At 69.8% G+C, this 21,863-nt stretch carries 19 protein-coding genes; 6 read left to right on the plus strand and 13 right to left on the minus strand.

Annotated features, from left to right (window positions below):
* Positions 1 to 20: 20 nt before the first annotated feature.
* Together ACZZ98_RS04900 and ACZZ98_RS04905 are read right to left on the minus strand one after the other, a co-directional pair.
* The gene (locus tag ACZZ98_RS04900) at positions 21 to 839 is read right to left on the minus strand and encodes an ABC transporter permease (protein WP_463515190.1); all 819 of its coding nucleotides are present in this window, start codon (positions 837 to 839) and stop codon (positions 21 to 23) included.
* Positions 836 to 1,732 (minus strand): ABC transporter ATP-binding protein, encoded by an 897-nt coding sequence (locus ACZZ98_RS04905; protein ID WP_463515191.1) that lies wholly within the window; start codon positions 1,730 to 1,732, stop codon positions 836 to 838. The genes ACZZ98_RS04900 and ACZZ98_RS04905 overlap by 4 nt, the downstream gene beginning before the upstream one ends.
* Before the next feature lie 142 nt (positions 1,733 to 1,874).
* On the opposite strand from ACZZ98_RS04905, the gene ACZZ98_RS04910 reads away from it, so the two are divergent.
* Genes ACZZ98_RS04910 through ACZZ98_RS04935 form a run of 6 tightly spaced genes read left to right on the plus strand, consistent with a single transcriptional unit; the run spans position 1,875 to position 8,029 of the window.
* Complete coding sequence (locus ACZZ98_RS04910) at positions 1,875 to 3,056, plus strand: sensor histidine kinase (protein ID WP_463515192.1); 1,182 nt, start codon at positions 1,875 to 1,877, stop codon at positions 3,054 to 3,056.
* The gene (locus ACZZ98_RS04915) at positions 3,053 to 3,724 is read left to right on the plus strand and encodes a response regulator transcription factor (protein ID WP_463515193.1); all 672 of its coding nucleotides are present in this window, start codon (positions 3,053 to 3,055) and stop codon (positions 3,722 to 3,724) included. Before ACZZ98_RS04910 ends, ACZZ98_RS04915 begins: the two co-directional genes overlap by 4 nt.
* Complete coding sequence (locus ACZZ98_RS04920) at positions 3,717 to 5,651, plus strand: diacylglycerol kinase family protein (RefSeq protein WP_463515194.1); 1,935 nt, start codon at positions 3,717 to 3,719, stop codon at positions 5,649 to 5,651. The genes ACZZ98_RS04915 and ACZZ98_RS04920 overlap by 8 nt, the downstream gene beginning before the upstream one ends.
* A 56-nt stretch (positions 5,652 to 5,707) precedes the next feature.
* Positions 5,708 to 6,160, plus strand: coding sequence for a hypothetical protein (locus ACZZ98_RS04925; RefSeq protein ID WP_463515195.1), 453 nt, complete (start codon positions 5,708 to 5,710; stop codon positions 6,158 to 6,160).
* Positions 6,161 to 6,208: 48 nt separating this feature from the next.
* Positions 6,209 to 7,195, plus strand: a complete 987-nt coding sequence (locus tag ACZZ98_RS04930; RefSeq protein ID WP_463515196.1) for a hypothetical protein — start codon at positions 6,209 to 6,211, stop codon at positions 7,193 to 7,195.
* Positions 7,196 to 7,240: 45 nt separating this feature from the next.
* Positions 7,241 to 8,029: a dioxygenase family protein gene (locus ACZZ98_RS04935; protein ID WP_463515197.1), complete on the plus strand. Its 789-nt coding sequence runs from the start codon at positions 7,241 to 7,243 to the stop codon at positions 8,027 to 8,029.
* A 78-nt stretch (positions 8,030 to 8,107) separates the two neighbouring features.
* On the opposite strand, the gene ACZZ98_RS04940 is transcribed toward ACZZ98_RS04935, so the two are convergent.
* The 11 genes from ACZZ98_RS04940 to ACZZ98_RS04990 form a co-directional block, all read right to left on the minus strand.
* On the minus strand, positions 8,108 to 8,431 hold the full coding sequence (locus ACZZ98_RS04940) for a hypothetical protein (protein WP_463515198.1): 324 nt from the start codon (positions 8,429 to 8,431) through the stop codon (positions 8,108 to 8,110).
* A gap of 12 nt (positions 8,432 to 8,443) precedes the next feature.
* A complete protein-coding gene (locus ACZZ98_RS04945) occupies positions 8,444 to 10,204 on the minus strand; it encodes a sodium:solute symporter family protein (RefSeq protein ID WP_463515199.1) in 1,761 nt (586 codons plus the stop codon).
* A gap of 146 nt (positions 10,205 to 10,350) precedes the next feature.
* Positions 10,351 to 12,348 (minus strand): ABC transporter ATP-binding protein, encoded by a 1,998-nt coding sequence (locus ACZZ98_RS04950; RefSeq protein WP_463515200.1) that lies wholly within the window; start codon positions 12,346 to 12,348, stop codon positions 10,351 to 10,353.
* Complete coding sequence (locus tag ACZZ98_RS04955; protein ID WP_463515201.1) at positions 12,345 to 14,081, minus strand: ABC transporter ATP-binding protein; 1,737 nt, start codon at positions 14,079 to 14,081, stop codon at positions 12,345 to 12,347. The genes ACZZ98_RS04950 and ACZZ98_RS04955 overlap by 4 nt, the downstream gene beginning before the upstream one ends.
* A complete protein-coding gene (locus ACZZ98_RS04960; protein ID WP_463515202.1) occupies positions 14,081 to 14,713 on the minus strand; it encodes a TetR/AcrR family transcriptional regulator in 633 nt (210 codons plus the stop codon). The genes ACZZ98_RS04955 and ACZZ98_RS04960 overlap by 1 nt, the downstream gene beginning before the upstream one ends.
* Positions 14,714 to 14,865: 152 nt before the next feature.
* A complete protein-coding gene (locus tag ACZZ98_RS04965; RefSeq protein WP_463515203.1) occupies positions 14,866 to 15,381 on the minus strand; it encodes a CHRD domain-containing protein in 516 nt (171 codons plus the stop codon).
* 87 nt (positions 15,382 to 15,468) lie between these two features.
* Complete coding sequence (locus ACZZ98_RS04970; protein ID WP_463515204.1) at positions 15,469 to 15,675, minus strand: hypothetical protein; 207 nt, start codon at positions 15,673 to 15,675, stop codon at positions 15,469 to 15,471.
* 44 nt (positions 15,676 to 15,719) lie between these two features.
* The gene (locus ACZZ98_RS04975) at positions 15,720 to 17,231 is read right to left on the minus strand and encodes a DUF7059 domain-containing protein (RefSeq protein ID WP_463515205.1); all 1,512 of its coding nucleotides are present in this window, start codon (positions 17,229 to 17,231) and stop codon (positions 15,720 to 15,722) included.
* A 6-nt stretch (positions 17,232 to 17,237) separates the two neighbouring features.
* On the minus strand, positions 17,238 to 17,948 hold the full coding sequence (locus tag ACZZ98_RS04980; RefSeq protein ID WP_463515206.1) for an AIM24 family protein: 711 nt from the start codon (positions 17,946 to 17,948) through the stop codon (positions 17,238 to 17,240).
* 171 nt (positions 17,949 to 18,119) lie between these two features.
* A complete protein-coding gene (locus ACZZ98_RS04985; protein ID WP_463515207.1) occupies positions 18,120 to 19,079 on the minus strand; it encodes a hypothetical protein in 960 nt (319 codons plus the stop codon).
* Positions 19,080 to 19,221: 142 nt separating this feature from the next.
* Entirely contained in the window at positions 19,222 to 21,708 is a 2,487-nt protein-coding gene (locus tag ACZZ98_RS04990; RefSeq protein ID WP_463515208.1) for a sodium-translocating pyrophosphatase, read from the minus strand.
* Between the last annotated feature and the right edge of the window lie 155 nt (positions 21,709 to 21,863).

Genomic DNA, 21,863 nt, shown 5'->3' on the forward strand with positions numbered 1-21,863 from the left:
TCGGCAGCGCTCGGCGCTGGCTACTTCACCTCGCGGTGCATGACCCGGTAGGACCCGATCGCGAGCGGCAGCAGCACCCAGACGCCGACCGATGTGGCGAGCTGTCCCCAGTTCTCGCCGGTCATCGTGCCTTCGAAGAGCGGGCCGGTGACCTGGTTGAGGTCGAGCCACTTGCTCGGCTCCTGGAGCGCCTGGACCAGGCTCGTCGCCACGGTCCACAGGGTCGGCAGGAGCAGGGAGGCCACGATCGCGAAGGGCGTGTTGAGGAAGACGAACCCGAAGGCCAGCCCCTGCAGCACATAGATCGCGAAGGCGACGATGACTCCGACCGTCACGGTCCAGGTGACGTCCCACGTGCCGTCACCGCCGGCGACGCCACCCCCGATGATGTTGGCGAGCGCCGAGGCGGCGAACGCCGATGCGGTGACGATGAGGCCGAGGATCACGGCGGCCACGATCTTGGCGACGATGACCCGGCCGCGCCGCGGCTCGAGGGTGAACGTCACGAGGCCGGTGCGCTGGCTCCACTCGGCCGTCGCCGCCATGATGCCGACGATCGGCAGGAGCATCACGAGCGGGAGCGAGGTGAACCCGAGGAAGGTCCCATAGGTCATCTCGTCCGCCTCGCCCCAGATGAGAAGGGCACCCACGACGATGAGCGAGATGGCAGACATGACGATGAGCATCCAGCGACCGGCACGGGTGTCGACCATCTTGCGCAGCTCGACGTTGACGAGCCGCTGCATCGGGACGCCGGGGCGCCCGTCCTGGTCCGAGGTGGCGACCGGTCGAGCCAGGCTCGGGTCGATGGCGGGGTTGCGTGTGTCGGTGGTGGTCATGCTGCGGTCCCTTCGCGTGACGTGGCGGCGGTGAGGCTGAGGAACATCTCCTCGAGACCCTCCGAGCCACCGGAGCGGAGCTCGAGGAGGACGATGCGCTCGTCGAAGGCGATCTGGCCGACGACCCCGGGCTCGGCGTCGACGACGAGACCGGACGAGACGTCGTTGGCGACGACTCCGGCGTGCCGGAGCGCAGCGAGGAGGGCACGGTTGTCGCTCGATCGCACGGTGGTGCCGCCACGGCTGAGCAGCTCGTCCTTGGTGCCCATGGCGACGATCTCCCCACGGCCGATCATGACGAGGTCGTCGGCGATGACCTGCACCTCGTGGAGCAGGTGGCTCGACAGGAGCACGGTGCCGCCGCCGTCCGCGAAGCCGCGCAGCAGGCCACGCATCCAGTGGATGCCCTGCGGGTCGAGGCCGTTGGCCGGCTCGTCGAGGATGAGGACCTCGGGCTGGCCGAGCAGCGCCGACGCGAGGCCGAGCCGCTGACGCATGCCGAGCGAGTAGTTGCGGACGCGCCGGCCGGCCTCCTCGTCGGTGAGACCGACGATGGCGAGGGCCTCGTCGACGCGCGACTTCGGCACGCCGATCTGGATCCCGGCGAGGCGCAGGACCTCGCGGCCGGTGCGGCCGGGGTGCTGGGCGGAGGCGTCGAGCATGACGCCGACCTGACGCCCGGGGTTGTGGAGGTCGCGGTAGGCCTTGCCCAGGATGGTCGACCGCCCACCCGTCACCGGCGTGAGGCCGGTCATCATCCGCATCGCGGTGGACTTGCCTGCGCCGTTGGGTCCGAGGAACCCGACGACGCTCCCCGGGCGGACCTCGAAGGAGATGTCGTTCACGGCGGTGAACCCGCCATAGCGCTTCGTGAGGTTCTCGACTGTGATCATGACGACCACTCTGGTCCGTGCGCCCGGGTGCGCACATCGGTCCCCGGTCCCGAGCGGCATACGACTTTGGTATGCCGTCCGCCCACCGTCGGTAGTCCGTGGACTGACGCGGACGTCGCCTTCACCTGCCTAGGCTCACTCCATGCCCGACTCCCCATCGACCGCCACGAGCCGCCTGAGCTCGGCCTGGCGCTATGCCCTGGCTCTGCTGATCAGCGCCGTGGCGTGGGGAGCGGTCGCCGTCGTGATGGACGACGCCAACGTCGGCGACGAGCCGATCATGGCGTGGCTCCTCATCGGCGACACGCTGCTCGGACTCGGCTCCTTCGTCCTCATGCACTGGCGACACCGCTGGCCAGGGCCCGTCGCCGTCCTCACCGGACTCGCCTCCTTCGTCTCGGCGACCAGCGCCGGACCGGCGACCTGGGCGGTGGGCTCGGTGGCGTCGCGACATCGCTGGCGCCTGCTCCCGGTGGTCCTCCCCCTCAACGTGGTGGCCGGCATCGTCCAGGAGCGGTTCTATCCGGGTGAGGACGACCTGCCGCTGTGGGCCTCGCTCCTCTTCGGTGTGCTCATCGTCGGGATCGTCGTCGCCGTCGGCTACGCGATGGGCTCCCAGCGCAACCTCATGGACTCGCTGCGCGACCGGGCGTTCACCGCCGAGCGGGAGCAGCAGGCACGGGTGGCCCAGGCCCAGGCCGCGGAACGCACTCGCATCGCCCGCGAGATGCATGACGTTCTCGCACACCGGATCTCGCTCGTCGCGATGCACGCCGGAGCCCTGAGCTATCGCACCGACCTCACTCCGGAGGAGCAGGCGACGGCGGCGAGGACCATCGAGGAGAACGCCCACCAGGCCCTGCGCGACCTGCGCGAGGTGCTCGGGGTGCTGCGCGACCCCACCCTCCCGTCCGATGCCGGGCCGGAGCGACCACAGCCGCTCATCGGCGACATCGCCGGACTCGTCGAGGCCGAGCGCCTCGCCGGTCTGCGGGTCGGCCTCGACGACACCCTGGAGGGTGAGGTGCCCGAGGGACAGGGGCGGACGGCATACCGCGTCGTCCAGGAAGCCCTCACCAACGCACGCAAGCACGCCCCCGGGACGTCGGTCACCGTCACCCTGAGCGGCAGCTCCGACGACGGGCTGACCGTCGTGGTCCGCAATGCCGCACCGGTCGGCAGCCACCCGTCGTCGCTCCCCGACTCCGGGCTCGGGCTCATCGGACTCGACGAGCGGGTGGGCCTCGCGGGTGGGCGACTCGAGCACGGGCCCGACGCCACTGGCGGCTACGTCGTCCGCGCATGGATACCGTGGCAGGTGTGAGCACACCTCCACCCGAGTCCATCCGACTCGCCATCGTCGACGATGACCCGATGGTGCGCGCCGCCCTCGGGATGATGCTCGGCGGCAACTCCGGCATCTCCGTCGTGGGTGAGGCGACCAACGGCGAGGACGCCCTCACCGTCGTGCCCGCGTCCGGTGCGGACCTGGTGCTCATGGACATCCGCATGCCGGTGCGGGACGGCCTCAGCGCGACCGAGGCTCTCCTCAGCCGGGATCCGTCACTCAAGATCATCGTGCTCACGACGTTCGACGCCGATGACATGGTCCTGCGCGCCCTGCGACTGGGGGCCGCCGGGTTCATGCTCAAGGACACTCCCCCGGCTCGTCTCGTCGAGGCGGTGAGGACCGTCGCCGCGGGGCAGCCGATGCTCTCTCCGAGCGTCACCGCCCAGCTCATCGCCGCCGTCGCCGGGCCCGACCCCGGTGCTGGCGAGCGCACCGCAGCCCGGGCCCGGCTCGCCACCCTCACCGAACGCGAGCGAGAGGTCGCCGCTGCCGTCGGCCGCGGTCTGAGCAACGCCGAGATCTCGGCCGAGCTCTACATGGGTGTGCCGACCGTCAAGACCCACGTCGGACGCCTCTTCACCAAGCTCGGGGTGGACAACCGCGTGCAGGTGGCCATCCTCGTCCACGACGCCCGTGACTGAGCACCTGTGCGGCGTGGTCGTGCATCCGGGCAAGCCCCGGAGCGCGGCAGCGGTCGCCGCTGTGCGAAGGGCCACGAGGCAGCGCGGCTGGCCGGAGCCGATCGTGCTCGAGACCTTCGCCGGCTCAGCCGGGGCCGAGCAGGTCGCGGACCTCCTCGGTCGGGGTGTGGACCGCCTCGTCGCCATCGGCGGCGACGGCACGGTCCGCGACGTCGCTGCCGCCCTCTCGCTCGCCGGTGACGCCGCAGACCGGGTCGCACTCGGCGTCATCCCCACCGGCACTGCCAACCTCTGGGCGCGCACCATCGGCGTGCACGGCTCGCTCGACCTCGCCGCTGACGTCGCCGTCGACGGGCCCGCGCGCGACTGCGACCTCGCGTGGGTGACGCTCACCCGGGCCGACGGGTCGACGCAGACCCTCGACGTCGCGGTCGTCGCCGGCGTCGGGATGGACGCGGAGGCGTTCGCAGCCACGAGGGAGCGCAGCAAGGAGCGACTGGGCTGGGCGGCCTACTTCGCCGCGCTGCTGAGGCGGGCAGCCGGGGCGCCCATCGCCTTCGCGGCCCGGCTCGACAGCCGCCCGACGACACGGGGCTCGGCCCGCACCGTGCTCGTCGGCAACTGTCGGGTGCTGCCGCTCGGTCTGCCGCTCATGCCGTCCGCTTCGATGACGGACGGTCGGCTCGACGTGCTCGTGGTCTCACCTCGCCGCGTCGTCGGCTGGGTCGGTGTCGGGGTGGGCGTGCTGTCCGGTCGGCGCGGGGGCTGGACCGGCATGCGCACCCACCGAGCTCGTCACGTCGTCCTGGACCTCGACGAGCCCACCGCGGTCCACGTCGACGGCGACCCCGTCGGTGACGCCGTCCGGCTCGAGCTCGGGGTGTCGCCGGCCGCCGTCCTCGTGCGCTGTCCGGCGGCCGCAGCCCCGCTCGACGAGCGCCTCCACCAGCTCCTCGCCGACCCGGCGCGCGACCTCGGTGAGCTCGCCGACGCCCTGCACCGAGGTCGTCGCTGGTCCTCCGACCACGCGCGCGAGCACCTCGTCCGCGATGCCTTCCTCTCGCTCCGGGGCGCCGACCTCACGCGCTTCAAGAGCCTGCTTAGCTCGGGTTCGGACCATCGCGACCTCGAGCACCTCGTCTTCGACGTCGTCGACGACGAGGGCGCGCGGCAGGACATCCTCGACCACATCGCCGCCCAGGCCGCCGGTATCGACGTGCCCGACCTGCACGTGCTCAGCGACATCGACGACACGCTGCGGTGCGCCCTCCACGACGACCGCTACCCCCGCGGCACGGTCTATCCCGGCGTCATCGCCCTCTATCGCGCCCTGGACGCCGGCCACTCCGGCGACCCGGAGCGGCCGGGTGACCTCACCTTCGTCACCGCTCGTCCGATGGACCCGGCCGGCCTCATCGAGCAGCACACGCGCCGCGGACTGCGCGAGCTCGGCCTGCCGCCGCATGCCGTCCTGTCGGGCACGTTCGACGGGCTGCGCAACCATGACTCGATGGCCGGCGCCAAGATCGAGAACTTCGAGCGCTTCCGCCGGCTCATGCCCGAGACGCACGTCGTCTTCATCGGCGACAGCGGCCAGGGCGACGTCGAGGTGGGCCGCCGGATGATCGCCTCGGACCCGGACGCCGTGCGTCTCGTGCTCATCCACGACGTCGTTGCCCTGCCTGACGAGAAGCGGGCAGCCCTGCGGTCGGAGGGCATCGTCATCGTCGACACCCCCGTCGGCGGCGCGATCGAGGCGTATGCCGCAGGGCTCGTCTCTGCCGCCGGCCTCGCGTCCGTGGTCGAGGCCGCCGAGCGGGACATGTCCCGGATCAGGTGGGAGTCGCCCGACCAGGAGAAGGCGACGACAGCGCTCCTGGCGCGGGATCTGGCGGCTGCGCGGGTGGCATACCCACAACAACCTTGACATGGGATAGCCGCACTATCCATTATTGGAGAGAGCCACTATCCAAGGAGCCCTCCATGTCCGCGCTGACCGACCCCCAGACCCTCGTCACAGCCACGGCCACCTTGTCCGATGCCTCTCGCACGACCGCCGGGATCCTGCTCCTCGGGCTCGTCACGGTCGAGAGCGGAGGCCTGTACCTGCTCAAGGTCGTCCGGGAACGGGAGGAGGTGACGCCGTTCCAGGAGAAGTTCGCCCGCGCCGGCCACGCCCACGCCGGGGTGCTGCTGCTCCTCGCCCTCATCTGCCAGCTCCTCGTCGACGCCACCGACCAGACCGGCGTGCTCAGCTGGCTCTCGCGGTCCGGGGTCGCCGTCTCGGCGCTGCTCATGCCCGCCGGCTTCTTCTTATCGTCGATGGGAGGGGGCCGGACCGAGCCGAACCGGCTCATCGTGCTCATCTTCGCCGGCGCCGCCCTGCTCGCCATCAGCCTCACCACGCTGGGAGTCGGGCTCCTCACCGCAAGCTGACGAACGCCAACCCTCGACAAACATTCAACAACATGCACAGAATGGATGATGGACACTCCCTCCACACCCACCCGTCGCCTCCTCCTCACCGGCGCCGCCGCGTCGATCGTCGCGTCCTCGCTCTCGGCCGCCAACCCCGCGTCCGCCCAGGGCCGCCGAGCGACGCCCGCTCCGGAGACCGTCCCGCTCCCTGACGGCATCCGGCCCGAGGGCATCACCTCGGGACCGGGGACCCGCTTCTATGTCGGGTCCCTCGCCGACGGACGGATCGTGGCCGGTGACCTGCTCACCGGGACCCCCAGCACCCTGCTCGCCGGGAGTGCCGGCCGGGCGATCCGCGGCCTGTTCTGGGACAGCCGGACCAACCTCGTCTGGGCCGCGGGCAACGTCGGCTCCGTGGGTCACGTCTGGGCCGTCAACGGCACCACGGGCGCCGTCGTCCAGGACACGATCGTGCCCGGCGCCGTGTTCCTCAACGACCTCGTCGTCACGACCGACACCGTCTGGGTGACCGACTCCCGCATCGTGCCGGACCGGTTGACCGCCATCGCCCTCACGCCGGCCGGCGCCCCCACCGGCGCAGCGCCGACGTTCGTCCCCCTCGGCGGGGACTGGCCCGCAGGCGACGGAAGCGCGGTCAACGCCAACGGTATTCGCGCCCTCTCCGACGGCAGCCTCATCCTCAACAACTCTCGTGTCGGGGGCCTCTGGCAGGTCGACCCCGCGACGGGTGCCGCCTCCGAGATCCCGGTCAGTGGCGGGCCCGGCATCACCGCCGGTGACGGCCTCGAGCTCGACGGATCGACGCTCTACAACGTGCGCGGCTCGGGGCAGAACGAGGTCTCCGTGCTCGAGCTCGTCCCCGTCGGCTCCACGTGGGCCGCGCGCTGGCGTGGCGCCCGCTCCGACGAGACGCTCGACGTGCCCTCGACGGCCACCCTCGCCGGCGGCTGGCTATGGGCGGTCAACGCCCGCTTCGGCGTCGCCTCGCCGGGCACCGCCTCCTACTGGATCACCCGCCTGCCGGCCCGCTGACCTCGCATGGGGTCGGGACCCTCAGCCAAGGCCTAGAGTCAGGTCGTGGACACGCGCAGCCCGGTCATCTACCTCAGCCACGGAGCACCGCCGCTCGCCGACGACGAGCGCTGGACCAGTGAGCTGTCGGCGTGGTCGAGCGACCTCCCACGGCCCACGTCGATCCTCGTCGTGTCGGCGCACTGGGAGCAGGCGCCCATCTCGGTGAGCTCGACCACCGCGGGCACGCCTCTGCTGTACGACTTCTGGGGTTTCCCACAGCACTATTACGACGTCACCTACGCCGCTCCCCCGGCGCCTGAGCTGGCCCGATCGGTCGCCGGCCTGCTCGGCGACACGAGCGGCGGTCTGCACCAGGACCCGTCACGGGGCCTCGACCACGGCGCCTACGTCCCGCTCGTCGAGATGTTCCCCGAGGCCGATGTCCCCGTGCTCCAGCTGTCGATGCCCACGCTCGACCCGCAGGCACTCTTCGACATCGGCACCCGGCTCGCACCCCTGCGTGACGAGGGCACGCTGATCATCGGCTCCGGCTTCACGACCCACAACCTCGGTTGGTTCAACCCCCACGCCCCGGCCGACGCTGCGCCGCCCGCCCCGTCCTCGGAGTTCGACCACTGGGCGGCCGAAGCCGTGGACGCCGGCGACGTCGACGCGATCCTCGACTTCATGGACAAGGCTCCGGCGGCACATGAGGCGCACCCGCGCACGGAGCACTGGGCGCCGCTCTTCGTCAGCCTCGGCGCAGCCCACGCCAGCGGTGGCATCGACGGGCAGAGCGTCATCGACGGGTTCTGGTTCGGCCTCTCGAAGCGGTCCTGGCAGTTCGCCTGACCTCGTCCGCAACGCAAGAACGCCCGGTATGCCGGGTGGCCGGCATACCGGGCGTTCTTGCGTCTGCTGGGCCTTGACTCAGCGCCTCTTCTTCTTCTTGGACCTGTTGGCGTTGGGCTTGTTCTTGCGCGGCGCCGGGCGGGTCGCGTCATCGACGACGGGCTCGACGTGGTCGGGCACGACCGTCGGGCGGACCTTCGCCCACGCGAGGAAGCCGGCCGAGACGGCGAGCAGCGCCAGCCCGGTCCAGAGGTTGGCGTTGACTCCTCCAGTCTTCTCGAGCTCCTTGTCACCGAAGAGGCCCATGAGCACGAGGATGAGGCCGTAGAGCCCGAGCAGCATCCCGATGAAGTTGCGGATGTCGAATGCTCCGGCGGTCTTCTTGGTCGTGGTGTCAGACATGTCGGGCACCTCCTAGAAGGCGAAGTTGAGGACGAGGACGAGGGCCAGGGCCAGACCGGCGAGCGGCATCGTGCGCTGGTACCAGGGCAACGAGGCCTCCTCGGGGTCGTGGAGGTCCTCCTTGGGAGTCTCGCTGTAGACCAGACCTCTGAGCTCCGACGCGGGCTTGGGCTTGGTCACCATCGTGACGGCCACACTGACGAGGATGTCGACGACGAAGGCCGCCGACGCCGCGACGAAGCTGGCTCCCTGGCCGGACAACGGGATGACGCCGAGGCTCGCCGACCCGAAGGAGTCCTCGGACAGGAACGCGACGGTGACCGCCGCCAGGGTGCCGCTGACCAGACCCGTCCACCCGGCGGTCGCGGTCATCCTCTTCCAGAACATGCCGAGGATGAACGTCGCGAACAGCGGAGCGTTGAAGAAGCCGAAGAGCGTCTGGAGGTAGTCCATGATGTTGGAGAAGCTGCCAGCGATCGACGCCGTGAAGATGGCGATCACGGTGGCCGCGACGGTGGCCAGGCGGCCGATGCGCAGGTAGTAGTCGTCGCTGCGGTCCTTCCGGATGTAGCGCTCCCACAGGTCATAGCTGAAGACCGTGTTGAACGCCGAGATGTTGGCCGCCATGCCCGCCATGAAGGCCGCGAGCAGGCCCGCGATGGCCAGCCCCAGCAGGCCGTTGGGCAGCACGTCACGCATCAGCAGGAGCAGCGAGTCGTTGTACTTGACCGTGCCGCTGGCTCCTCCTGCAGGGGTGCCACCGTTCTTGAGCTCGGCGATCTCCGAGACGAGGACGGCGGCGACCATGCCCGGGAGGATGACGATGAACGGCACGAACATCTTGGGGAAGGCGCCGATGATGGGCGTCTTGCGTGCGGCCGAGATGGACTTGGACGCCATGGCGCGCTGCACCTCGACGAAGTTCGTCGTCCAGTAGCCGAAGGACAGCACGAAGCCGAGCCCGAAGACGATCCCGATGACGGACAGGAACCCCGAGTCGAAGCCCGAGAGGGCCTGACCCGGCCACGAGTTCAGCTGCTGCTCGGCGGGGGCGACCTCGGCCGCCGCCGGCGCGTTGTTGGCCGCCTCGGTGAGCTTGTCCTTGAGCCCGCCGTAGCCACCGACCCGGTTGAGGCCGATGAGGGTCAGGGGCAGCAGCGACGCCACGATGACGAAGAACTGGAGCACCTCGTTGTAGATCGCGGCCGAGAGGCCACCGAGGGTGATGTAGGACAGCACGATCACGGCAGCGACGATGAGGGCCAGCCAGAGCGGCCATCCGAGCAGCGCCTGGACGATCGATCCGAGAAGATAGAGGTTGACGCCGGCGATGAGGAGCTGGGCGATCGCGAAGCTGATCGCGTTGACGAGGTGGGCCCCGGTGCCGAAGCGTCGGAACATGAACTCGGGGACCGACCGGACCTTGGATCCGTAGTAGAACGGCATCATGACGACGCCGAGGAAGAGCATCGCCGGGATGGCGCCGACCCAGAAGTAGTGCACCGTCGGCAGGCCGTACTCCGCGCCGTTGGCCGACATGCCCATGATCTCCACGGCGCCGAGGTTGGCCGAGATGAAGGCCAGACCGGTCACCCACGCCGGGAGGGAGCGCCCGGAGAGGAAGAAGTCGATGGAGTCGGAGACGGCTCGCCGGGCGGCCAGCCCGATCCCCATGACGAAGACGAAGTACAACCCCACGATGAGGTAGTCGACGGCGTTCGCGTCGATGAGGGGCTCGGCGGCGATCAGTGCTGGTGCGAGGGCCGATGACATCGACGACCTCCTCGTCATCGAGGGCGGCTCCTGGAGCCCGAACGGCACAAACCTACTCCCGCATGAGTGCTCCGTCTCGGCGAGCGCGCCGACCATTCTGGTCGCCTCCTCGACCAGGGGCGCGGACGCGGCCGGTGGAGGAGAGGTCAGTCCACGGGTTCGGCGACAGCGGCCCGGAACTGGGCGGCATACAGGGCTGCGAAGGCACCACCACTGGCGAGCAGGTCCGCGTGCGAACCCTGCTCGACGATCCGGCCGTCCTCCATGACGAGGATGAGGTCGGCGTCGCGGATCGTCGAGAGCCGGTGCGCGATGACGAAGCTCGTCCGGTCCTGGCGCAGGGCCGCCATGGCCTGCTGCACGAGGAGCTCGGTCCGCGTGTCGACGGACGAGGTGGCCTCGTCGAGGATGAGCAGCGCCGGGTCGGACAGGAAGGCGCGGGCGATGGTGATGAGCTGCTTCTCGCCCGCGCTGATGTTGCCGGCCTCGGCGTCGAGCACCGTGTCGTAGCCGTCGGGCAGCGAGTGCACGAAGCGGTCGACGTAGGTCGCCTGCGCGGCCGCGACGACCTCCTCCTCGGACGCCGTCGGGCGGCCGTAGGCGATGTTGTCGCGGATCGTGCCACCGAAGAGCCACGTGTCCTGGAGGACCATGCCGATCTCGCCGCGCAGGTTGTGCCGGCTCAGATCGGTGATGTCGACGCCGTCAAGGGTGATGCGCCCCGAGTCGAGCTCGTAGAACCGCATGATGAGGTTGACGAGGGTCGTCTTGCCTGCGCCGGTGGGACCGACGATGGCGACCGTCTGGCCGGGCTCGACGGTGAGGTCGAGGTGCTCGATGAGGGGGGTCTCGCGGGAGTAGGAGAAGGACACGTCCTCGAAGGCCACGCGACCGTGCGGGTCGTCGAGGACGGTCGGGACCGCGCTCTCGGCCTGCTGCTCCGGAGCGTCCAGGACGTCGAACACCCGCTCGGCGGAGGCGACTCCGGACTGCATGAGGTTGGCCATGGACGCCACCTGGGTGAGCGGCTGGGTGAACTGGCGGGAGTACTGGATGAAGGCCTGCACGTCACCGAGCGACATCGACCCGCTCGCCACCCGGAGCCCACCGACCACGGCGATGACGACGTAGTTGAGGTTCCCGATGAACATCATCGTCGGCATGATGATGCCGCTGACGAACTGGGCGCCGAAGCCGGCGTCGAAGAGGTCGTCGTTCTTCTCGCGGAACGCCGCGCGCACCTCGTCCTGGCGACCGAAGACCTTGACGAGCTGGTGACCCGTGAACGTCTCCTCGACGATGCCGTTGAGCTCGCCCGTCGACTTCCACTGCTGCACGAAGTGCTTCTGCGAGCGCTTGCCGATGGCCGCCGTGACGAGCATTGTGATGGGGATCGTCACCAGCGCGATGATGGCCAGCAGCGGCGAGATGTAGAGCATCATCGCGACCATCGCGACGACGGTGAGCAGCGAGGTGAGGAGCTGGCTCAGGGTCTGCTGGAGGCTCTGGGCGACGTTGTCGATGTCGTTGGTGACGCGACTGAGCAGCTCACCCCGCGGCTGGTTGTCGAAGTAGGGCAGCGGCAGCCGGTTGAGCTTGTCCTCGACGTCACGCCGCAGGTTGAAGATCGTCCGGTTGACGGCCCCGGTGAGGATGTAGCTGCTGGCCCACTGCAGCAGGCTCGCGACGACATAGATCGCAAGGACGAGGAGCAGGACCTCCCCCACCGCCCGGAAGTCGATGCCTGCACCCGGGACGAGGTGCGGCATGCCCTCGATGAGGTCGGCCCTGGCGCCCTCACCCCTTGCTCGGAGGGCAGCGGCGATCTGCTCGACCGAGCCCTCGCTCGGCAGGTCCTTGCCGATGACCCCAGCGAAGATGAGGTCGGTCGCCCTGCCGAGGATCTTGGGGCCGACGGCGTTGAGGATGACGCTGGCGAGGGCGAAGGCGAGCACGCCGTAGAGCGCCAGCCGCTCCGGCCGGAGCAGGCCGAGCAGCCGCTTGGCCGACGGCTTGAAGTTCGAGGACTTCTCGGTCGGGACACCGATGGACATCGGGCCGTGCCGGTTGGTCGCGGTCCCCGCAGGGCCCCGACGCGCTTCCGCAGCCTTCTCCTCAGCCGTCTTCACACCTTCGGCGCTCATGCTGCCGCCTCCTCTGCGCTGCGCTGGCTCTCGACGATCTCGACGTAGGTCGGGCACGTCTCGAGCAGCTCGTCATGGCTGCCCGCGCCCACGACGGCGCCGTCCTCGAGGACGACGATGTGGTCGGCGTCGATGATCGTCGAGACCCGCTGTGCGACGACGATGACCGTCGTATGCCGCGTGACCGGCTTGAGTGCCGCCCGGAGCCGTGCGTCCGTGGACAGGTCGAGGGCGGAGAAGCTGTCGTCGAAGAGGTAGACGTCGGGCTTGGCGACGAGGGCCCGGGCGATGGCCAGGCGCTGCCGCTGACCACCGGAGACGTTGGTGCCACCCTGCGCGATGGGCGACTCCAGCCCGTCCGGCATCGCTCTCACGAAGTCGTCGGCCTGGGCGATCCGCAGTGCCTCCCAGAGCTCCTCGTCGGTGGCGTCGGCATCGCCGTAGCGCAGGTTGGACGCGACGGTGCCGGTGAAGAGGTAGGGCTTCTGCGGCACCAGCCCGATGCGTGACCACACGTCCTCGAGCGTCGCCTCACGGACGTCGACGCCGCCGAGGAGGACGGCGCCGCCGGTGACGTCGTAGAGCCGCGGGATGACGGAGAGCAGCGTCGACTTGCCGGAGCCGGTGCTGCCGATGATCGCGGTCGTGCGCCCCGGCTCGGCGGTGAGCGAAACGCCCTGCAGGACAGGCACATCTGCGCCCGGATAGGCGAAGACGACGTCTCGCAGCTCGACCGAGGTGCCGCCCGGGGGCAGCGCCACGGGGGCGGTCGGCTGGACGACGGTGGAGTCGGTGTCGAGGACCTCGGTGATGCGTCCGGCCGAGACCGTGGCGCGAGGGATCATCATCGACATGAAGGTCGCCATCATCACCGACATGAGGATCTGCATGAGATAGCTCATGAAGGCCGTCAGCTCGCCGATCTGCATCTGGCCGTTGTCGACCCGCTGGGCACCGAACCACAGCACCGCGACCGTGGACGCGTTGAAGATGACCATGACGATCGGGAAGACGAGGGCCATCAACCGTCCGACCGCCAGCGCCGTCCCGGTGTACTGGGTGTTGGCCTCGGCGAAGCGGGCCCGCTCGTGGTCCTCCCGCACGAAGGCCCGCACGACGCGGATGCCCGTGATCTGCTCGCGCAGCACCCGGTTGACCCAGTCGACCGACTCCTGCATGAGGCGGAAGTTGGGGATCATCCGGCGGATGACGAGGGCGACGCTCAGGGCGAGGAGCGGCACGGCGACGGCCACGAGCCACGACAGGCCCACGTCCTCGCGCAGCGCCATGACGATCCCGCCGACCATCATGATCGGCGCCGACACCATCATCGCCGCGCCCATGAAGACGACCGTCTGCACCTGGGTGACGTCGTTGGTGTTGCGCGAGATCAGCGTCGGCGCGCCGAAGCGCGAGACCTCCTGGGCCGAGAAGTCACCCACCCTGGCGAAGATGCCGGCGCGCAGGTCGCGGCCCATCCCCGCCGCGACGCGGGCACCGAGGTAGGTGGCAGCGATCGTCACGGCGATCTGGATGAGCGAGACGGCGAGCATCCAGCCGCCGGCCGACATGATGTAGCCCGTGTCCCCCTTGGCGACGCCCTCGTCGATGATGCGCCCGTTGAGGCTGGGCAGGTAGAGCGAGGCGATGGTGCCGACCAGCTGGAGCAGGACGAGCACGACGAGTGGTCCGCGATAGGGGCGCAGGTAGTCACGCATGAGTCGGAGCAGCACTACTTCTTCCTCCGGTTCTTCGTGGTGGGAGCGGTTCGGGCGGCGGCACGGTCGAGGGCGCCCTCGAGGAGGACGTCGACGAGCTGCTCCGGGGTGGAGGAGTCGCCGTCGAGCATGGGGTGAACGCTCGAGAGGGTGAGCATTCTCAGGTAGCCGATGAACGTGGTCGCGGGGACTCGGATGAGGGCCGCGTCCTCACCCAGGAGCTCGACGAACGCCGCGTCGAGCTCGGCGGTGGCCTCGTGGCGGCGTCGGTGGGCGTCACCCCCGGCGGGCGGCCGGAGCGGCTGGCCCGAGGAGGCCAGGACCGTCATGAGCTGGAAGATCCCCTGCAGGTGCTCCTGCATGATCGCGACCGCGGCGGCGAGGCGCTCGCGCATGGCGAGTGAGGGGTCGACCTGGGCGAGCTCACCGATGAGGGCCGAGTTGTCGAAGGCGTCATGGACGACCGCCTCGATGAGCGCGTCCTTGGTCTCGAACACCCGGAAGATCGTGCCCTCGGCGATGCCCGCGGCCTTGGCGATCTCCTTGGTGCTCACGCTGCCGCCCTTCGACCGCAGGAGCGGGAGGGTGGCGGCGATGATCGACGCCCGACGGTCGTCGGGGCTCAGGGCCGGGGCACGAGGTGTCACGTCATCCAGTATGAGTGAGTGAGCACTCACTCACAACTGGGTTTCCGACCTGCACGGATGCCCTCGTCCGGGGCACAGATCGGCCCGGCCACTCACTCGTGGCCGGGCCGATCCGTCATCTCTGTGTCGTGCTGGGAGTGGAGGAGCCTGCCTCAGCCGTCGGAGTGGAGCTGTCCGCGGACCGCGCCGCCCGGGAACTCGGTGTTGTGCACGTTGACGTAGTACGCCGACGGGTTGGCGAGGATCTGCTGGACCTCGCCCGGGTCGAGACCCTTGCCGGCCTCACCCTCGGTGAGGCAGTCGGCGGCCTGGCCACCCTGCGGGAACGCGAGGTTGACCTCGACCGGACCGTTGGTGCCCTTGGCGCCCTTGTGGATGTGGGCCATGCGAGCGCCACCCGGCGCCTGGTCGAGCTCGGCGATCTTGCTCACCTCGAGGATGTAGCAGAGCGTCGTGGGGTCCCCGTCGATGCCGAAGACGTAGGCCTCGCCGCGCCCGTTGGGGTCACCGACGACACCCTTCGCGGTGGCCGAGACCTCTGCGCGACCGTTGAGGTGGGCGGAGATCAGGGCGTTGCTGTGGCCGGCCTGAGCCGGAAGGGGGGCCAACATGAGGCCGACTCCGAGTCCGACGGCGCCGGTGGCGGCGCCGATGAGAATGCGCTTCATTGCGGATCAACTCACTTTCGCAGGGAGGGCCAGGGGCGACCCTGCGGGGGATTCGTCGCCGATCCGGTTCCGGATTGCTCGACCCGGTCAGATGGTGCCGTCCGGCTCGCCGGCGACGTTGACGTCCTGCGCGCCGTCCACACCGGAGTCGTTGACGTCGGGAGTGTCGGGCACGCTGTCGGCTCCGCCCTGAGCGGTCTCGGAGTTGAGGGCGCCGGAGCCGCCCTCTGAGACCGTGCCGCCCTCGTCGTCGTGGTCGCTGTCGTTGCCTGGGGTGCTGTGGTCGTTGCTCATGCCACCAACATAGGCGCGGCGAGCGCTGCGTCTGGGCGCTCCTGTCAATCGGATTCGGCGACGAGGAGCCCGTCCTTGGCGGCGTCACGCACGAAGGCGACGACCTCGCGCTCGGTCTCGACGGGGTCGAGCTCGAGGATGCCGGCGATCGCGCCCACCGCCTGTCTGGGAGTGAGCTCACCGTCGGCAACCGACAGGTATGCCGCGGTGACCGTCGTGAGCGTGATGACCCGTCCCAGGCCACCACCCTGGCGAGCCACGATGACCGACGGGTCGGAGGCGGCCGGCCTGGTGTGCCGCTCCTCGGTGACGTCCGCAGGCGCCTTCCACGCCCGGTCGAGGAGCTCGTCGTCCGTGTGCTCCGCCAACCACGTGCGCGCCTCCAGCCCGACCCGGACCGACTCACCCATGGCCGGGGGCACGGGGCCCCGGGCGTCCATGAGGTCGAGGAACGGCTCCCGCGCGATCGCCGGCCGGTGGAGGGTGATGACCCCGAAGCCGATCGACACGACGTCGCGAGACGCGAAGTCGTCGAGCCACGCGGCATACATCGCATCGAAGTCCGCCGTCCCAGGGTGGTGACCGCCGTCGCGGGACCAGGTCTCTGCGTACTCCGCCGGGTCCTGGACCTCGCGCTGGACGACCCAGGCGTCGACGCCGGCGTCCTCGAGCCAGGACCCGACGCGCTCGGTCCACGTCGAGCCGCGCGGGACCTCCCAGTTGCCGAGGAACTGGGCGACTCCGCCCGGCTCGAGGTGCTCACCCACCGAGCGCACGAGGTCGGCGACGATCGCGTCACCGGACGCCCCGCCGTCGCGGTACTCGAAGAGCGGCACCTCACCGGAGCGGGGAGTGATGACGAAGGGCGGGTTGCTGACGATGAGCTCGAAGCGCTCTCCGGCAACGGGTTCGAGCATCGACCCGGACCGCAGGTCCCACGTGCACTCGTTGAGGGCGGCGTTGAACCGGGCGAAGGCCAGAGCGCGTTCGGAGAGGTCACTGGCGACGATCGACTCTGCGTGTGCACCGAGGTGGAGCGCCTGGACACCGCTCCCGGTCCCGAGGTCGAGGGCGCGACCCACCGGGCGACGGACCGTCCAGGCAGCCAACGTCGTGGACGCCCCACCGATGCCGAGGACGTGGTCGCCGCGGACCGGCGAGCCGGTGGCGAGCTCGGCGAGGTCGGAGGCGATCCACCAGTGACGGTCGTCCGCGGCATACGGGCGCACGTCGATCCGGGCCACGACACCGTCACCCTCCTCGTCGACGAGACCGAGCGCCACGGCGCCGCTCGCGCGCAGGGTCGGCAGGGCCCGGTCCACCTCGGCCACGTCGACGGGGTCACCGAGGGTGAAGAGGCGGATCAGGGTGGCGACAGGCGCCGTCGAGGCGCCGGCCACGCGGCGTGCGGACAGCGGCTGTTCACGTGCGAGGGCGCCACTTGCCAAGGGGCCGAGCGTGTCCGTGACGCCGGTGACGGTGAAGTCCGCGGTCGTGAGGTCGGCGCGGAGCCGCGCGATGAGGGCCTCGTCGAGGCGAGGCGTGCGAGGGGTCACGGGAGGTCAGCCGTCGAGGAGGCCACCGAGCATGCCGCCGCCTCCACCGCCGCCGGTCGTCGCCGGGGGGACCCATTCGCTCGGCTGCACGATGACGAACCCGGCGCCGTGGAAGGCGTACTGGAAGGCCTCGCCGCTCCCCCCGCGCAGCATCGAGCGCATGTTCATGCTCGAGACGACCTGCGGGGTGAGGCCGAGCGACCAGCCGACACACGCCTGCACGTCGACATAGGTGGGCTGCTGCGAGCAGTCGAGGATGACCGGTTGACCCATCGAGTGGATCGCGACCGTGCCCGTCCCCTCGAGGGTGGTGTTGAAGAGGCCGCCGCTCATCATCCCCGCGCCCTGGACGCGCTTGATGTCCCAGGCGATCTGGCTGTCGAACGCCAGGAGGTTGCGGGCGTTGATGCTCAGACCGTCGCCGGTGAGCTCGATGAGGTGGACGAATCCCGCCTCGCTGGCGAAGAACACCTCGCCGTCGCCGGACACGCGCATGAGGCTGATGTCCTCGCCGGTGACGACCTTCTTGAAGAGCTTGCCGACACTGCCGGCCTTCTCGTGGTCGAAGCGCATCTGGCCCTGGTAGGCGACCATCGCACCCTTGACGGCGAGGACGTCACCGCCGAGGTGGACGCGCAGCAGCTGCGGGTTCTGCAGGGCGAAGGTCTGCTCGGACTGGAGCTCGAGGTTGGACTGGTCGAAGAGCGAGGAGCGCATGGCGCCAGCCTAGAGCGCAGACCCCGAGCGAGTCGTCAGCTCCCTCTGGAGCCGCTCGGCCGGTCCCCCGGCGACGAGCGATGCAGAAGTTGGCGAGCGAGCCACCCATGGCTGGTCGGTTCGCCAACTTCTGACTCGCTCACCGTTCCGGTTCGGTAGCGCCGCCCGCCATCAGGCGGCGTCGAACCACGTGTTGCGCGCGACCGGCCGGATCCCCTGGGCGCCGAGGACCTTGAGCAGGAGGCTGGGGCGCGCCGCCTCCGCCCAGACCCACCGCGCCATCCTGCGGTCCGTTGCCCTGATGCGGTCCTCTCGCTGCTTCTCCCGCCACAGCACGTCCGCGACCTGTTCAGGTGTGGCTCCCTCCGGCACCTTGTACTTCTTGCGGCCGTCGAACTCACCCATGACGTCCTCCCAACCGAAGTCGCAGAACCCCACCAGGCCGTCTCCGTCCTCGACCTTCACCTGAAGCTGGGGCCGGGGGATGTTGAGCCGAAACATCTGCACCCGCGACATCGACTCACCGACCGACATCGCACCGGCCTCCGCGAAGTCGACGACCAGCGAAGCGCCTGCCCGCCCTCGGGCCCCGGCTGGGACGAGAGCGAGCTCCGCCGACAGGTCCTCGCGCGTGCACATGCCGCGGTGAAGCGCATGGTCCGCTGCGGCCACAGCGTCGGGCAGGTCCTCGGTCCGCGCCAGGTCGATGACGGTCCGCGCCACCGTCGTCAGGGAGAGGTCGTCCACTGCGACGCAGGCGCCGACATCACCGATGTGCCGGTGCACCAGACCCGATGACCGCACCGTCGGGCGACTGGACGTGACGGACACGCACCTCGGCCAGGGCGTGATCCGCGGCAACCCCCAGATCGCGGCGGCCGAAGTGTGCGAGAAGACGAGCAGGCCCGCGCTCCTCATCTGCATGGCGGTCGCCTGGACGAAGGCAGCGTGGCGCTGCTCTGGAGTCAGGTCGGCCCACAAGCTGGTCCTGACGACGACGCCGTGGCGGACCCGCACCCACTTCGGCCGGCCGTCGGCGTCGCGATCGGCAGGAGCTTCGCCCAGTCTGCGGAGGTCGGCTGTGGGGCGCAGCAGGCCGGGCGTGAGGAGGCGGGGACGGGGCGCGGGCATGCTCGAGGGTGGCAGAAATCATGGCGTGGGCAGGGGCGTCATCCACAGGTCCCTCGAGCGATGCAGAAATGGGTGAGCCGACCACCCGTGGGTGGTCGGCTCACCAATTTGTGGCTCGCTCGGCGTATGCCGTGGGCTCGCCCTAGCGCTGGGCCGGAACCTCGACGTGGTCGGGGTTGTCGCGCGTCTCGATCGACTCCTCGACGGCCTCACCGGGAGCGGTGACGGCACCGGAGTCCGGCGCCTCGGCGTCGCGGTCGACCACGGGGTCACCCTCGTCGTCGCCACCGATGGCCAGGTCGCGACGCTTGGAGATCGCGACGGCCGTGACGACGATGACGAGCCCGACGGCAGCGATGCCGTAGCGGATCGGCTTGCTGGCGTCCTCGCCGACCGAGAGCATGACGATGGCCGGGGCGATGAGCACCGCGACGAGGTTCATGACCTTGAGGAGGGGGTTGATGGCCGGGCCGGCGGTGTCCTTGAACGGGTCACCGACGGTGTCACCGATGACGGTGGCCTCGTGGGCGGCCGAGCCCTTGCCGCCGTGGACGCCGTCCTCGACGATCTTCTTCGCGTTGTCCCAGGAGCCGCCCGAGTTCGCGAGGAAGACGGCCATGAGGCAACCGGTGCCGATGGCGCCGGCGAGGAAACCGGCGAGGGCACCGATGCCCAGACCGAACCCGACGATGACGGGCGTGAGGGCGGCGAGCAGGCCGGGCGTCGCGAGCTCGCGCAGCGAGTCCTTGGTGCAGATGTCGACGACCTTGCCGTACTCGGGCTTGGTCGTGCCCTCCATGATCCCGGGGATCTCGCGGAACTGGCGACGCACCTCGAAGACGATGGCGCCGGCGGCGCGGGTCACGGCGTTGATCGCCAGGCCCGAGAAGAGGAACACCACGGCTGCACCGAGGAGCAGGCCGACGAGCGTCGACGGGTTGGTGATGACGCCCTGGGCGTTCTGGATGAACTCGTTGCCCTCGGTGATCTGGACCTGGGACAGCGTCGACGTGTCGAGCTCGCCGATCGCCGTCTGCCAGGCATCGGTGTAGGAGCCGAACAGGGCCGTCGCGGCCAGCACGGCCGTCGCGATGGCGATGCCCTTGGTGATGGCCTTGGTCGTGTTGCCGACCGCGTCGAGCTCGGTGAGGATCTGCGCCGCCTCCGCGTCGACGTCGCCCGACATCTCGGCGATGCCCTGCGCGTTGTCGGAGACCGGCCCGAAGGTGTCCATGGCGACGATGACGCCGACGGTGGTGAGCAGACCACAGCCCGCGAGCGCGATGAGGAAGAGCGACAGGGCCACCGAGCCGCCACCGAGGAGGAACGCGCCATAGACGGCGGCACCGATGATCGCGGCGGTGTAGACGGCGGACTCGAGCCCGACGCCGATGCCGGAGAGGACGACCGTGGCCGCACCGGTGAGCGACGTGCGCGCGACGTCCTTGGTGGGGCGCTTGTCGGTGCCGGTGAAGTAGCCGGTGAGCCACAGGATGACCGCGGCGAGGACGATGCCGATGATCACGGCGTAGATCGCGACGAGTGCCGGGTTGCTGTCGAGCGCTGCGATGCCCTGCTGCGTCTCGGTGAGGGTCTGCGGGTCGCGGCCCTCGAAGAGCTCGGCGAACGTGTGCGGCAGGTAGAACCACGCGACGATCGAGGACAGCACCGCGGCGATGGCGGCCGAGACGTAGAAGCCCTGGTTGATCGCGTCGAGCGCGCTCTGGCTGCCACGTGCCTTGGTGATGAAGACACCGATGAGCGCGGTGATCGCGCCGATCGCCGGGACGAGCAGCGGGAAGACCAGGCCGTAGTCCCCGAAGGCGACGGAACCGAGGATGAGAGCGGCAACGAGCATCACGGCATACGACTCGAAGAGGTCTGCCGCCATGCCGGCGCAGTCACCGACGTTGTCGCCCACGTTGTCGGCGATGGTGGCCGCGTTGCGGGGGTCATCCTCGGGAATGCCGGCCTCGACCTTGCCGACGAGGTCGGCGCCGACGTCGGCGGCCTTGGTGAAGATGCCACCGCCGACGCGCATGAACATGGCGAGGAGAGCTGCGCCGAAGCCGAAGCCCTCGAGCACCTTGGGCGCCTCGGCCTTGTAGAGGAGGACGACGACGGAGGCGCCGAGCAGGCCGAGGCCCACGGTCGCCATGCCGACGGTGCCACCGGTGCGGAAGGCGATGCGCATGCCCTCGTCGCGACCGTTCTCACCGCGCGAGGCGGCGGCGACGCGGACGTTGGCCTTGGTCGCGAGCTTCATGCCGAAGTAGCCGATGGCGGCGGAGAAGACCGCACCCACGATGAAGAAGCCGGAGCGGCCCAGCTTGACGTTCCAGTCAGGAGCGGGGAGCAGGAGGAGCAGACCGAACACGAGCACGACGAAGATGCTCAGCGTCTTGAACTGCCGGGCGAGGAAGGCCTGGGCCCCCTCCTCGACAGCGGCGCCGATCTCGCGCATCTTGTCGGTTCCTGTGTCCGCGCGCAGGACCTGCTGCCGGAAGACGAAGCCCATGACGAGGGCGATCACGGCGATGACCGCGACCCCGACGACGAGTGTGACGTTCGATCCAGTGAGCTCCAGCGTGGACGTCGCCTCGGCCGGTGCGAGCGCGAGTGCAGCCATTCCATCCTCCTTGACGGGTGTGCGTCATCAGCCGTTTTGACGTGCCGCGCGATCGTTGGACCGCGGGCAGACGCGGGGTGGACCTTACCCGGTGACTCAGGTCACAGGAACTCTCGGTGGTCCGGTGTGACTGCTCTCACGCCTGTGGGGCGGGT

The organism is Knoellia sp. AC549 (assembly GCF_979258975.1).